The sequence below is a fragment of the Enterobacter sp. JBIWA008 genome, assembly GCF_019968765.1.
Taxonomy (GTDB): Bacteria; Pseudomonadota; Gammaproteobacteria; order Enterobacterales; family Enterobacteriaceae; genus Enterobacter.
Genome location: NZ_CP074149.1, coordinates 4,518,858 through 4,532,636, shown reverse-complemented (window position 1 = coordinate 4,532,636; position 13,779 = coordinate 4,518,858). Strand labels below are relative to the sequence as shown.

Here is a 13,779-nt window from a genome sequence, read left to right as displayed (position 1 = left end):
CTGAAATCAATAGTTTCCACCGATGGCTGCGATTACTCCGGCACGATCCAACTGACGGTGGCGTGGCCTGTACCGGCGGGCACCAGCGTTTTGTGCAGCCACGGCAGCACGTTGTTCATCTGCGCTTCGAGCTTCCATGGCGGGTTAATGACGATCATGCCCGAGGCGGTCATGCCGCGCTGGTCGCTGTCAGGACGTACCGCCAGCTCGATCTGCAGAATTTTGCGGATGCCGGTGGCTTCGAGGTCTTTGATCATGCGCTTGATTTGCGCGCGCAGCACCACCGGATACCACAGGGCGTAAGTGCCGGTGGCAAAACGTTTGTAGCCTTCGTGGATGCCGGTTACCACCGCCTGATAGTCGGTTTTAATTTCGTACGGCGGGTCGATCAGCACCAGGCCGCGACGGGAAACCGGCGGCAGCTTGGCTTTCAGCTGCTGGTAACCGTCGGCTTTTTCCACGCGGGCGCGGCTGTCTTTCTGGAATTCAGAACGTAGCAGCGGGAAGTCGCTCGGATGCAGCTCGGTCAGCTGGAGGCTGTCCTGCTCGCGCAGCAGCTGGCGTGCAATCAGCGGTGAGCCCGGGTAGTAGCGCAGCTGGCCGTTGCGGTTGAAGTGGTTCACCACGCCGATGTACGGCTCCAGCTCGGCAGGCAGGTCGTCCTTCTGCCAGATGCGGGCAATCCCTTCCAGATATTCACCGGTACGCTCGGCATGCTCTCCGCTCAGCTGATAACGGCCCGCGCCCGCGTGCGTGTCCAGATAGAGAAACGGCTTCTCTTTCTCTTTGAGCGATTCGATGATCAGGCTCTGAACGGTGTGTTTAAGGACGTCGGCGTGGTTGCCTGCGTGGAAGCTGTGGCGATAACTGAGCATGGATGAATGTGTTCCAGGTAGTAAACGTAGGCCCGATAGCTTAGCGCCATCGGGCAAAAATAGAGCGTATCGCCACAGTATACAGAAAAGTTTCCACGGCCGCGAAAGCGCAACGTCCGGCATTGAAATCCTCTACACTTAACCCCATTCTAGATCGCATATGCACAGCGCCGGATGCGCGCTTCATTCACCTATTTCAACAGGACAGCGTTTATGACCAATCCATTACTGACGCCTTTTTCGTTGCCGCCGTTTTCTAAAATCCTCCCCGAGCATGTGGTTCCAGCCGTTACGCAATCGCTGGACAACTGCCGCGCGGCGGTAGAAAGCGTGGTAGCGCAGGGCGCGCCGTACACCTGGGAAAATCTGTGTCAGCCGCTGGCCGAAGTGGACGACGTGCTGGGGCGTATCTTCTCCCCGGTGAGCCACCTGAACTCGGTAAAAAACAGCCCGGAACTGCGCGAAGCCTACGAGCAAACCCTGCCGCTGCTCTCGGAGTACAGCACCTGGGTTGGGCAGCACGAAGGGCTGTACAAAGCCTACCGCGACCTGCGCGATGGCGACCATTATGCCGAACTGAACACGGCGCAGAAAAAATCGGTCGATAACGCCCTGCGTGATTTTGAGCTGTCCGGGATTGGCCTGCCAAAAGAGAAACAGACCCGCTACGGTGAAATCGCCGCGCGTCTGTCCGAGCTGGGCAACCAGTACAGCAACAACGTACTCGACGCCACAATGGGCTGGACGAAGCTGATTACCGACGAAGCGGAGCTTGCGGGTATGCCGGAAAGCGCGCTGGCGGCGGCAAAAGCCCAGGCCGAGGCGAAAGAGCAGGAAGGCTTCCTGTTGACGCTGGATATCCCGAGCTATCTGCCGGTGATGACCTACTGCGACAACCAGGCCCTGCGCGAAGAGATGTACCGCGCGTACAGCACCCGCGCCTCCGATCAGGGGCCGAACGCCGGTAAGTGGGACAACAGCCCGGTAATGGCGGAGATCCTCGCCCTGCGTCACGAGCTGGCGCAGCTGCTGGGCTTCGAAAACTACGCCGATAAATCCCTCGCCACCAAAATGGCGGAAAACCCGCAGCAGGTGCTCGACTTCCTGACGGATCTGGCGAAACGCGCCCGTCCGCAGGGTGAGAAAGAGCTGGCCCAGCTGCGCGCCTTCGCGAAAGCGGAGTTCGGCGTGGACGAGCTGCAGCCGTGGGATATCGCGTACTACAGCGAAAAACAGAAGCAGCACCTCTACAGCATTAGCGACGAGCAGCTGCGCCCGTACTTCCCGGAAAACAAAGCCGTAAACGGCCTGTTCGAAGTGGTAAAACGCATCTATGGCATCACCGCCAAAGAGCGTACCGATATCGACGTCTGGCACTCGGACGTGCGCTTCTTCGAGCTGTATGACGAGAAAAACGAACTGCGCGGCAGCTTCTACCTCGATCTCTACGCGCGTGAGAACAAGCGCGGCGGGGCGTGGATGGACGACTGCGTGGGCCAGATGCGTAAAGCCGACGGTTCTCTGCAGAAGCCGGTCGCCTACCTGACCTGTAACTTCAACCGTCCGGTAAGCGGCAAACCGGCGCTGTTCACCCACGACGAAGTGATTACCCTGTTCCACGAGTTCGGTCACGGTCTGCACCACATGCTGACCCGCATCGAAACCGCAGGCGTGGCCGGTATCAGCGGCGTGCCGTGGGATGCTGTCGAGCTGCCAAGCCAGTTTATGGAAAACTGGTGCTGGGAGCCGGACGCGCTGGCGTTTATCTCCGGTCACTATGAGACCGGCGAGCCGCTGCCGAAGGAACTACTGGATAAAATGCTGGCGGCGAAAAACTACCAGGCGGCGATGTTCATCCTGCGTCAGCTGGAGTTCGGCCTGTTCGACTTCCGCCTGCACGCCGAGTTTAGTCCGGAGCAGGGCGCGAAAATCCTTGAAACCCTGGCCGAGATTAAAAAGCAGGTTGCCGTTATTCCTGGGCCAACCTGGGGCCGCTTCCCGCACGCCTTCAGCCATATTTTTGCAGGCGGCTACGCGGCGGGTTACTACAGCTACCTGTGGGCCGACGTGCTGGCGGCGGATGCCTTCTCTCGCTTCGAAGAAGAGGGGATCTTCAACCGCGAAACCGGCCAGTCTTTCCTCGATAACATCCTGACCCGCGGCGGGTCTGAAGAGCCAATGGTGCTGTTCAAACGCTTCCGTGGCCGCGAGCCGCAGCTGGATGCGATGCTTGAGCATTACGGGATCAAAGGCTGATTGTTACGTGAAGATCTGCTTAGTGGATGAAACAGGCGCCGGAGACGGCGCCTTATCTGTTCTGGCGGCCCGCTGGGGGCTGGAGCACGATGAAGAAAACCTGATGGCACTGGTGATGACGCCGGAACATCTCGAATTACGCAAGCGCGACGAACCGAAGCTCGGCGGGATTTTCGTCGACTTTGTCGGCGGCGCGATGGCGCACCGGCGCAAGTTCGGCGGCGGTCGCGGCGAAGCGGTGGCTAAAGCGGTCGGCATTAAAGGAAGCTATCTGCCGGACGTGGTCGATGCTACGGCGGGGCTGGGGCGCGATGCGTTTGTGCTGGCGTCTGTCGGCTGTCGGGTGCGGATGCTGGAACGTAATCCGGTGGTGGCGGCCCTGCTCGACGACGGGCTGGCGCGAGGCTACGCGGACCCGGAAATCGGCCCCTGGCTGCAGGAACGTTTGCAGCTGATCCACGCCTCCAGCCTGACGGCGCTGACCGATATCACCCCCCGTCCGCAGGTGGTCTATCTTGACCCCATGTTTCCACATAAGCAGAAAAGCGCGCTGGTGAAGAAAGAGATGCGGGTATTTCAGTCGCTGGTGGGGCCGGATCTGGACGCGGATGGGCTGCTGGAGCCCGCTCGCCAGCTAGCGACGAAGAGGGTGGTGGTGAAGCGTCCTGACTATGCACCGCCGCTGGCGGACGTTGCGACCACTAACGCGGTGACCACGAAAGGGCACCGGTTTGATATTTATCCGGGTACGCCGGAATAAAAAAGCCGGGTGGCGGCTTCGCCTTACCCGGCCTATGTACTCGATCTATCCCCTCTTCCTTTGGGAGAGGGTTAGGGTGAGGGTGATTTAATGCACTTACTCGTCTTCTTCATCACGCAGTGGAACGATCAGCATATCCACGTGAACGGTGTTAATCAGCTGGCGCGCTGAAGACATCAGCTTGCTCCAGAAGTCCTGATGGTGACCGCAAACCACCAGGTCCATATCGTATTTCTTGATCGCATCGACCAGCACCTGGCCCAGATCGCCGCTGCCGCTCAGGGTTTCGGTAATCGGATAGCCCGCGTTGGTGGAGAGTTCGCTCAGGGCATGGTGAGTCTCTTCGGAGATGCGTTTTTGCATATCGCCAAGATTCACGTCGATCAGACCGGTGTAGAGGTCGGAGTAATTCACGTCAACGTGAATCAGGGAAACTTTCGCGTTGTAGGGACGTGCCATGGATACCGCTTTATCAACCAGCACTTTACTCTCCGGAGAGAGGTCAACCGCGATGAGAATGTGTTTGTAAGCCATAGTGTTACTCCTTCCTTAAGTTATCGATGACTAAATGAGAATGCCGTCGTCTGATACTTTCATTACGGCCCAGTTAAACATATTTTTCAAGCTTTGGTGTTGATAACGATTAACCTTGTGGCAAAAAAATTAACGGATCTCCTACACTATTAAATGAACCGTTCGGATATTAAAACGCGAACCGGATCGACTTTTGGTCATTCTTTCACTGAACTGTCTGTCAGGGCATTGGGGTGCGGTAGCTCAGGAGCCTTGCTTCGTGGGCGTACGCCGGGGAGGATGTATGATTAGCACCGTCGCATTGTTTTGGGCGTTATGCGTGGTTTGCATAGTGAATATGGCGCGCTACTTCTCATCGTTACGTGCGCTGTTAGTAGTACTTCGTGGTTGCGATCCGTTGCTTTATCAGTATGTGGACGGTGGAGGGTTCTTCACCTCGCATGGACAGCCCAGCAAGCAGATGCGTCTGGTGGGATACATCTATTACCAGCGCTACCGCGATCATCACGATGAAGAGTTTATTCGTCGCTGCGAGCGCCTGCGTCGTCAGTTCATTTTGACCAGCGCCCTGTGCGGGCTGGTCGTAGTCAGTATGATTGCATTGATGATTTGGCACTGAGCATAAAAAAAGCGGGTCAGTTTCCTGACCCGCTTTTTTGTCGCCTTCAACCGATTAAATCAGCTTCAGCGAAATCCAGTACAAACCGCCAGACAGCAGGATAGAGGCCGGAAGGGTGAACACCCAGGCCATCAGAATGTTGGTCACGGTTTTGCGCTGCAGACCGCCACCGTCAACAATCATGGTACCTGCCACGGACGAAGAAAGTACGTGGGTAGTGGATACCGGCATACCGGTGTAGCTCGCCAGACCGATAGACACTGCCGCCGTCATCTGCGCGGACATACCCTGCGCATAGGTCATGCCTTTCTTACCGATCTTCTCGCCGATGGTGGTCGCCACACGACGCCAGCCAATCATCGTACCGATACCGAGCGCCAGCGCGACGGCCATGATGATCCAGATTGGCGCGTACTCGATGGTATTGAGCATATCGCCTTTCAGTTTCTTCAGCAGACGTTTGTCGTCACCATTCACCTCTGGCAGCTTCGCGACTTTATCGGTTACGTCAGAGATGCAGAGCATGATACGACGCAGCTGACCACGCTGTTCAACGGCCAGTTTGTCATAGCTTTCGATATCGCCCAGCATGGCTTTGGCACGTTCCAGCGCGTTAATCGCATTAGCCGGATGGCAGTGGAACTCACCGGGTGCGGTAGTCGCACCTGCTTCCGGAGATGGGATCAACTGATCAACGCCGGTCGCTTTTTTCAGCAGGTCAGGATGTTGCTGGAAATAGGTTTCAACGTTGTTGACCGCATCACGGGTACGGGTGATTTCGTAGCCGGAGGCGTTCATGTTGACCACGAAGCCTGCAGGTGCGACGCCGATCAGAACCAGCATCACCAGACCAATGCCTTTCTGCCCGTCGTTCGCGCCGTGAGAGAAGGCCACGCCGATAGCGGAAATGATCAGGGCGATACGTGTCCAGAACGGCGGCTTTTTCTTGCCGTCTTTCTTCTCACGTTCTGCTGGCGTCAGGTGGATACGCGCACGTTTTTTCGTGTTGCTCCAGTAGCGACGCAGGATAAAAATCAACCCGCCCGCCACCACCAGACCCACGATAGGGGAGATGATGAGCGAGCCGAAAATGCCCAATACTTTAGGCAGGTTCAGCGCATCAACAACCGATGTCCCGGTCATCAGGGCGTTGGTTAGCCCGATACCGATAATCGCGCCGATAAGGGTGTGAGAGCTGGATGCAGGCAGGCCAAAATACCAGGTACCGAGGTTCCAGATAATTGCAGCAAGCAGCATTGAGAACACCATAGCGAGGCCATGGCCAGAACTAACGTTAAGCAGCAGATCCGTTGGCAGCATATGCACAATGGCATACGCAACGCTCAGTCCGCCCAGGAGGACACCAAAAAAGTTAAATACCGCCGCCATGACAACCGCAAGTTGCGATCGCATTGCGCGAGTGTAGATAACCGTCGCTACTGCGTTTGCAGTGTCGTGGAAGCCGTTGATCGCTTCGTAAAACAGTACAAAAACCAGAGCAAGCAATAATAAAAGCCCGGTATGTAAATCCAGGCCGGCAAACAAATGTAGCATAGGACGTTACGCCATTTTGAGGACATGAACGCGGCGCATTATCCAGGACAAATGCGCGGCGGGCAAAGTGAAATATAGACTTTTTTTGACATACCACCTGATTTGAGAAAAGCACCAGAAAGGATATTCTTTAAATTTCAATGGAATGGCTTTGTAATATCTTTTTACGCTGGTGTGACCACAGAGGAAACTTTACAATCCGCGGCAGTTAACAAAGAGGGTTTTGACGTGGAAAGGTTTGATGCCGTGGTAATTGGCGCCGGTGCGGCGGGTATGTTTTGTGCGGCAATGGCCGGACAGGCGGGTCGTCGCGTGCTGCTGCTGGATAACGGTAAAAAGCCCGGCCGTAAGATCCTGATGTCCGGCGGCGGGCGCTGCAACTTTACTAATCTGTATGTTGAACCCGCAGCCTATTTGAGCCAAAACCGTCATTTTTGTAAATCTGCGCTCGCGCGCTACACCCAATGGGATTTTATCGATCTCGTGGGTAAGCACGGCATCGCGTGGCATGAAAAGACGCTGGGACAGCTTTTCTGCGACGACTCCGCGCAGCAGATTGTCGATATGCTGGTAACCGAGTGCGAGAAGGGCGGCGTCGTCATGCGCCTGCGCACGGAAGTGCTGGAGGTCGCCCGCGACGACCAGGGCTACACGCTGCAGCTGAACGGTGAAACCGTCAGCGCGGACAGCCTGGTGATCGCCAGCGGCGGCCTGTCCATGCCGGGGCTGGGCGCTTCCCCGTTCGGCTATAAGATTGCCGAACAGTTTGGCCTGAAAGTCTTGCCCACGCGCGCCGGGCTGGTGCCGTTTACGCTGCATAAACCGCTTCTGGAACAGCTTCAGACGCTGTCTGGCGTGTCCGTTCCCTCCGTCATTACCGCCGAAGACGGCACGGTGTTCCGTGAAAATCTGCTCTTTACCCATCGCGGCCTCTCCGGCCCGGCGGTACTGCAAATCTCCAGCTACTGGCAGCCGGGAGAATTCGTCACGGTTAACCTGCTCCCGGACTGCGATCCCGACGCGTTCCTTAACGAGCAGCGTACCGCGCACCCGAATCAAAGCCTGAAAAACACCCTGGCAATGCAGCTGCCAAAACGTCTGGTGGAATGTTTGCAGGCGCTGGGGCAGATCCCCGACGTGTCGCTGAAGCAGCTTAACAGCCGCGAGCAGGAGGTGCTGGTGGAAACCCTGACAAACTGGCGCGTTCAGCCAAACGGCACCGAAGGCTACCGTACGGCAGAGGTCACGCTGGGCGGGGTCGATACGAATGAGCTCTCGTCCCGCACCATGGAAGCGCGCAACGTGCCGGGGCTCTATTTTATTGGCGAAGTGATGGATGTGACCGGCTGGCTCGGCGGGTATAACTTCCAGTGGGCATGGGCAAGTGCCTGGGCCTGCGCGCAGGCGCTGGCAGAAGACAAGTGACATAAGAGCACTGCCACTCGTCGCGGTTGGCTTTACGAGCTGACGGTGGTGACGTCCGTCACGGCCAGAATATTGCTCGCGGCCACGGTCCCCATCCTGATATATGACGCTGCGGTAACGCCGCCAATATGCGGTGAAATGACCACGTTTTCTACGGACTGCCAGAGGTGCGGCGCCGTCAGCGGCTCGTGGGGAAAGCTGTCCAGCGCTGCGCTGTGCAGCGTGCCATCCCGGAGCGCTGCCAGTAACGATTCACTGTGGATCAGTCCGCCGCGTGCCGTATTGACCAGAATGGCGTTCCGCTTGCAGTGTGCGAGCGTCTCGCTATCGATCATCCCCCGATTCTCATCGGTCAGCGGACAGTGCAAAGAGATGACATCGGAACGGGAAAGCAGTCCGGTCAGCGTCTCTGCGCGTTCGCACAGGGCAGGCATGGACTTAGCATAGGGATCGTAAGCCAGCACCTTCATGCCGAAAGCGTGACCAATATTTGCCACGCGCGAGCCGATAGCACCCAACCCGATTAGCCCCAGCGTTAATCCCTCCAGTTCAATGGATTTATGCGTCGCCTTATCCCAGTGCCCGTCTCGCAGCCGCTTGTCCAGAGGCACCACGGACTTTGCGCAGGCGAGGATCAGCGCCCAGGTATGTTCAGCCACTGCCGCTGCGTTTGCGCCTGGCGCAGCGCGGACGGCGATATTGCGCTCGGCCGCTGCCTCTTGGTCTATCACATCGATTCCGCTTCCGTGCTTGGAAATAACCTGCAGAGCCGGGGCGGCATCCATGACTTTCGCGGTGATCCGGCCGTAACGAACCAGAATCGCCACGGGATTGTGTCGTTCACACAGCGCGATCAGGTCATCTTCTGTCGGCTGGCGGCCCGCAAACACCACCTCAAAGCCCTGCAACATCACCATGGCCTGCTCGGCCAGGTCGCTTCCGGTAACCAGAACTACGTCTTTGCCTCCCATCACAGCGTCTCCCCGTCGGTCAGCATACCTGCCTTACGAAGCGCGTCATCAAGCCAGTGTGGACGTAAATCGCCTTCACGGATGGCGGCAAGACGCCGGGTCTCCATCTCCAGCTTTTCTTTTGCCAGAGCGATAACCTCCTGAACCTCATCGCGCGGGATGACGACCACGCCGTCGATATCCGCGACAACCAGATCCCCGGCCTGAACCGTCGCCCCGGCGACTGAAATGGGATGATTAACCCGGCCAGAAATTAACTTTGTCGGGCCGCAGGGATTCAGGCCGGCAGAAAAGACGGGATAGTGACCTTTGCTCAGGGAATCGGCGTCACGTACAGCGCCGTCAATAATGATGCCCGCAATGCCGCTCGCCTGAGCCTGAGTGGCCATGATTTCGCCAAGCAGCGCGCAGCTCAGGTCGCCTTGGCCATCGACGATCAGGACATCGCCGGGCTGCGCCACCGCCATCGCGGCATGAATCGCCAGATTATCACCCGGACGGACTTCAACGGTGATGGCTGGACCCGCAACCGACATGTGTGGGGCCAGCGGTTTGATGCGGCCATGAAGCGTACCGCGGCGACCGGCCACGTCGGCCAGAATAGCTGCCTGATACTCGGCAGCCCGACGAACGTCCTCGGCAGAAACGCGCTCGAAATGGCGATTAATCGGTTTTTTTTCAGTAACGGACATAAATGCCTCCATATTGTTTTACTTAGTACAATGCAGGTGTACAGAACAAAACAACTATAGCGGTGTTGCTTTCCTTTTAGCCAGACCCGAGGTGGCGTTTGTGATGTAAACACGAAGTGACTCACAAAATTTGAGGTACACTCACTGCCGGGCTAACAAGGAGATAATGATGGGGAATGAAGGCGTTGTAGCGGTTGAAAAAGCGCTGGCTTTACTGGATTGCTTCCGTCCTGGGGATGAGAGCCTGACGCTGACCGCGCTGGCACAGCTGTCGGGTTATCACAAAACCACGGTTTACCGCTTGATGAATTCTCTTGAACGGATGAATTACGTCGTCAGGCATGAAGACGGCAATTATGCGCTGGGCCCACGTCTGCTTTACCTCGGCAAGCTGTATGAACAATCTTTCCATCTTTCCCGGGTGGTTCAGCCCGAGCTTCAGGCGCTATCCCTGGCGTCTCAGGAGAGTGCCAGCTGGTATGTGCTGGAGGGCGGGCAGCGCCTTTGCCTGTTTCGCGCTGAAGCGTCGCATGGCCTGCGACACAGCAATCTTCCCGGCAGCCAGTTCCCGCTCGATAATTCGGCCATCAGTAAGGTATTACGCCATTGGGGGCTCAATGAGAGCCTGCCGGAGGGAGAAGCTGAACTCCCTTTCTACACGTCAGGCGCACGCGATCCCCACACCGCTGCGTTTGCGATGCCCGTCTTCGGCGTTCACGACAAGCTGGTTGCGGCATTAGCCCTGACCGGCCCCATTTCACGGTTGACGGAAGATCGCCGTGAGAAGGAGATAGGCCAGTTGATGAAGGCGGCGGCCAGCCGCCTGTCGCAGAAAATGGGAGCCAGTAAGCTCTTCTGTCAGCAGTTCTTTGGTGAAACGAGCGACGCGGCGGAAGAAAATCTTTAAAGGCAGAAGCGGGACACGTGTCCCGCTTCTGTCATCACTAATGCGTGACCTGTTTTTCGTGTAGCCCAGCGCTGCGGGCCTGTCGGCCCATAATGAGCACTGCGATACCCCCGGCCACGCACAGCGCGGCCAGCGGAAGCATAGCCAGCGTGTAGCTACCCGTCCGCTCATTGATAATGCCGTACGCGTTTACCATCACCGCCCCGCCTATCAGGTTTGCGATGGCGCCAATCGCGGCGAGTCCCGCCGCAGCTGAGGTACTGCTCATCCAACCGGACGCCAGCGCCCAGAAAGGCCCTTTCATTGAATAAGCGCCTATCAGCATAATGCTGAGGATAACGATCGTGGCAGACAGCGAGACGCTTACAAAGGCGGCGAACACGCCTGCGGCAATCATGAATAGCGTTAGTGCGGTATGCCAGCGGCGTTCGTTGGTGCGATCGGAATTCCGTCCCCATACAATCATGAGAACAGATGCCAGACCGTAAGGAATAGCGTTAAGCAGACCTGTCTCAAGATTATCGAGATGGAAGGATTTCAGCAGTTGAGGAGACCAGACGCTGATGGTGGTGCCCGCGGACGATGCACCCGCGTAAATCAGCGCCATCAGCCAGATCTGACGATGCTTCAGCAACTGCCACGTGGTCTGGTGTCCAATGTTCTTTTGCTGGCTACGCTCGGTTTCCAGCGTGGTTTCCAGCCATTGTTTCTGTTCTCTGCTAAGCCAGCTCGCCTGATGAGGGCGATCCCGGAGAATAAACCAGGCTGCAATACCCAGCAGCACCGCCGGCAATCCTTCAATAATGAACAGCAGATGCCAGCCCCGAAGACCCAGCCAGCCATCCAGCGACAGTATCAACCCGGAAAGCGGGGAGCCGATAAAGTTAGCGAGCGGGATGGCGACCATAAAGGACGCAATAATGCGTGCGCGGTAGCGGGACGGGATCCACCAGGTCAGATACAGCACGACGCCCGGGAAGAAGCCCGCCTCTGCAGCACCGAGAAGAAAACGGACGATATAGAGCGACGTGGTGTTCTGCACCAGGGACATACACATGGAGACGATGCCCCAGCTGATCATAATGCGCGGGATCCACAGCCGGGCGCCGACTTTCTGCATGGCCAGGTTGCTGGGTACTTCAAACAAAAAATAGGCCACGAAATAAAGACTGCTGGCGAAGCCAAACGCCGCTTTGCTGAGGCCAAGGTCCTCATTCATCTGCAGCGAAGCCATGCCGATATTCCCGCGATCGATAATGGAGACCAGGTAACTGACAATCAGAAACGGGAGAATACGCCAGATCACCTTCCGCATCGTCTCTCTTTCTATGTCCTCGGTGGCGGTAGCGCCGTTACGTAAATGTTCTGTCATTGTGTCCTCGCAGGGTTTGTTCTTTGTTTTATTAGGTACAACTTAGTTTTATTAAACAAAACCACTATAGCGACGGCGCGTTCTTTTTATCCAGTTAATGGAAGGTTTAAATGATGTAAATAAGAGGTGACTCACAGATAGTGCGCTGCGGATATCGCTTACGGCTGCTGAACAGCCGCAAGCAGGACGCGCTGGCAAAGAAATAATCACGTAACGCAATTATTGCACCAACTTTTCATCTCCCTTCTACTAAGCTTCGACCAGATGCCCCGCCGCGCTAGCGGGGCCATATTCCCTTTGGTCGAGCACGCATCATGCAGCTACTCAGTATTATTATTTTGCTTACCCTAACCGTGGTGATCCATTCGCTGTGGATGTTTGGCGTTTTAAAATTCATCAAACTAGATGTCGATTCTGCGGTACGCATCGTGTTACGCAACGTCGGTATCGTGATCTCCATGATCTTCGCCCACCTCCTTGAGGCCGGACTGTTTGCTGCGTTTTATTTTGTCATCGACGCGTTTAATGACTGGAACACCAGCTTCTATTTTTCACTGGTCAGCTACGCCACCGTGGGATACGGCGACGTCACGTTACCCCAGCACTGGCGGCTCATCGGCGGAGTGGAAGGGCTGGTGGGCGCGTTGATGGTGGGCTGGTCTGTCGCGGTGCTGGTGGCGGTGCTGCAGCGTTTGCGGGGCATGAGCGGCTAGACAAAGGGTGTGCTAAAGTAACCATCCTTTTCTGTTACTGGCTTATGTCAGTTTGTATGGTGTTTTTGTATGTCTGCTGCTCATCTCGGTTTCCCGACGGAAACCGTTGTTGTCTTTGTGGTGATGGCCGTTGGGGCGATGTTTATCGACCTCTTTATGCACCGTCACGATAAACCTGTCTCGCTGAAAAGCGCGGCGATGTGGTCCATTTTCTGGGTCATGATGGCGATGGCCTTCGCCGGATTCCTGTATGTTCACCACGGCGCCGAGATGGCGAGCCTTTTCCTCACCGGCTATGCGCTGGAAGAGGTGCTCTCCGTCGATAACCTGTTCGTGATGATGGCGATCTTCGCCTGGTTCGGCGTGCCGGATAAGTACCGTCACCGCGTGCTCTACTGGGGCGTGCTGGGGGCGATTGTCTTCCGCGGTATCTTTGTGGCTATCGGCACCAGCCTGCTAAGCCTGGGGCCGTACGTTGAGGTGATCTTCGCGCTGGTTGTCGGCTGGACGGCGGTGATGATGCTCAGGCGCAATGAAGAGAGTGACGAAGTGGAAGATTACTCGGGTCATCTCGCCTATCGCCTGGTGAAACGCTTCTATCCTGTCTGGCCGAAAATCAGCAGCAATGCCTTTATTCTGACGCAGAAAGAGGTTGATGCGGAGCTGGAAAAGCCGGAAAACCAGGACGTGATGGTCGGCCGCGTGAAAAAGGCGAAGCGCTATGCGACGCCGCTGTTGCTTTGCGTGGCCGTCGTCGAGCTCTCTGACGTGATGTTCGCGTTTGACTCCGTGCCGGCCATTATTGCCGTGAGCCGTGAACCGCTGATTATCTACAGCGCCATGATGTTCGCCATTCTCGGCCTGCGTACGCTTTACTTCGTGCTGGAAGCGCTGAAGCAGTATCTGGTGCACCTCGAGAAAGCCGTGGTGCTGCTGCTGTTCTTCGTGGCGTTCAAGCTGGGGTTAAATGCCACCGATCACTTCTGGCACCACGGTTACAGCATTGGCGCTACGGCCAGCCTGTTTGTGGTATTAGGCGTGCTGGCGCTGGGGATTATTGCGAGCGTGGTGTTCCCGGGAAAACGTGAGGCCTGATGTACC

13 protein-coding genes are annotated in these 13,779 nt (G+C 56.7%); 7 read left to right on the top strand and 6 right to left on the bottom strand.

From position 1 onward, the window contains the following. Nucleotides 1–32: 32 nt before the first annotated feature. A complete protein-coding gene (locus KGP24_RS22040; RefSeq protein WP_193805266.1) occupies nt 33–875 on the bottom strand; it encodes a 23S rRNA (adenine(2030)-N(6))-methyltransferase RlmJ in 843 nt (280 codons plus the stop codon). A 213-nt stretch (nt 876–1,088) separates the two neighbouring features. Between KGP24_RS22040 and prlC the strand changes: the two genes are divergently transcribed. Both prlC and rsmJ read left to right on the top strand, forming a co-directional pair. Then, entirely contained in the window at nt 1,089–3,131 is a 2,043-nt protein-coding gene (prlC, locus tag KGP24_RS22035) for an oligopeptidase A (RefSeq protein WP_223561793.1), read from the top strand. 7 nt (nt 3,132–3,138) lie between these two features. Further along, nucleotides 3,139–3,891, top strand: coding sequence for a 16S rRNA (guanine(1516)-N(2))-methyltransferase RsmJ (gene rsmJ, locus KGP24_RS22030; RefSeq protein WP_213788110.1), 753 nt, complete (start codon nt 3,139–3,141; stop codon nt 3,889–3,891). 96 nt (nt 3,892–3,987) lie between these two features. Here rsmJ and uspA read toward each other — a convergent pair whose 3' ends face one another. Continuing rightward, nucleotides 3,988–4,425 (bottom strand): universal stress protein UspA, encoded by a 438-nt coding sequence (gene uspA / locus KGP24_RS22025; RefSeq protein ID WP_003861223.1) that lies wholly within the window; start codon nt 4,423–4,425, stop codon nt 3,988–3,990. Between the two features lie 283 nt (nt 4,426–4,708). Here uspA and uspB point away from each other — a divergent pair, with 283 nt between their 5' ends. Continuing rightward, a complete protein-coding gene (gene uspB / locus KGP24_RS22020; RefSeq protein ID WP_003861224.1) occupies nt 4,709–5,044 on the top strand; it encodes a universal stress protein UspB in 336 nt (111 codons plus the stop codon). 54 nt (nt 5,045–5,098) lie between these two features. On the opposite strand, the gene pitA is transcribed toward uspB, so the two are convergent. Then, nucleotides 5,099–6,598 (bottom strand): inorganic phosphate transporter PitA, encoded by a 1,500-nt coding sequence (gene pitA, locus KGP24_RS22015; protein WP_223561792.1) that lies wholly within the window; start codon nt 6,596–6,598, stop codon nt 5,099–5,101. 228 nt (nt 6,599–6,826) lie between these two features. Here pitA and KGP24_RS22010 point away from each other — a divergent pair, with 228 nt between their 5' ends. Beyond that, complete coding sequence (locus KGP24_RS22010) at nt 6,827–8,023, top strand: NAD(P)/FAD-dependent oxidoreductase (protein ID WP_223561791.1); 1,197 nt, start codon at nt 6,827–6,829, stop codon at nt 8,021–8,023. A gap of 32 nt (nt 8,024–8,055) precedes the next feature. Here KGP24_RS22010 and KGP24_RS22005 read toward each other — a convergent pair whose 3' ends face one another. Then, on the bottom strand, nt 8,056–8,994 hold the full coding sequence (locus tag KGP24_RS22005; RefSeq protein ID WP_223563552.1) for an NAD(P)-dependent oxidoreductase: 939 nt from the start codon (nt 8,992–8,994) through the stop codon (nt 8,056–8,058). Beyond that, nucleotides 8,994–9,686 carry an RraA family protein gene (locus KGP24_RS22000; protein ID WP_223561790.1) on the bottom strand — a complete coding sequence of 231 codons (693 nt, stop codon included), beginning with the start codon at nt 9,684–9,686 and terminating at the stop codon, nt 8,994–8,996. Before KGP24_RS22000 ends, KGP24_RS22005 begins: the two co-directional genes overlap by 1 nt. A 169-nt stretch (nt 9,687–9,855) precedes the next feature. On the opposite strand from KGP24_RS22000, the gene KGP24_RS21995 reads away from it, so the two are divergent. After that, the gene (locus KGP24_RS21995) at nt 9,856–10,593 is read left to right on the top strand and encodes an IclR family transcriptional regulator (protein WP_223563551.1); all 738 of its coding nucleotides are present in this window, start codon (nt 9,856–9,858) and stop codon (nt 10,591–10,593) included. Nucleotides 10,594–10,630: 37 nt separating this feature from the next. Here KGP24_RS21995 and KGP24_RS21990 read toward each other — a convergent pair whose 3' ends face one another. Then, nucleotides 10,631–11,965: an MFS transporter gene (locus KGP24_RS21990; protein ID WP_223561789.1), complete on the bottom strand. Its 1,335-nt coding sequence runs from the start codon at nt 11,963–11,965 to the stop codon at nt 10,631–10,633. Between the two features lie 314 nt (nt 11,966–12,279). Here KGP24_RS21990 and KGP24_RS21985 point away from each other — a divergent pair, with 314 nt between their 5' ends. Then, a complete protein-coding gene (locus KGP24_RS21985) occupies nt 12,280–12,678 on the top strand; it encodes a potassium channel family protein (protein WP_223561788.1) in 399 nt (132 codons plus the stop codon). A 69-nt stretch (nt 12,679–12,747) separates the two neighbouring features. After that, complete coding sequence (locus KGP24_RS21980) at nt 12,748–13,773, top strand: TerC/Alx family metal homeostasis membrane protein (protein ID WP_223561787.1); 1,026 nt, start codon at nt 12,748–12,750, stop codon at nt 13,771–13,773. The last annotated feature ends 6 nt before the right edge of the window (nt 13,774–13,779 follow it).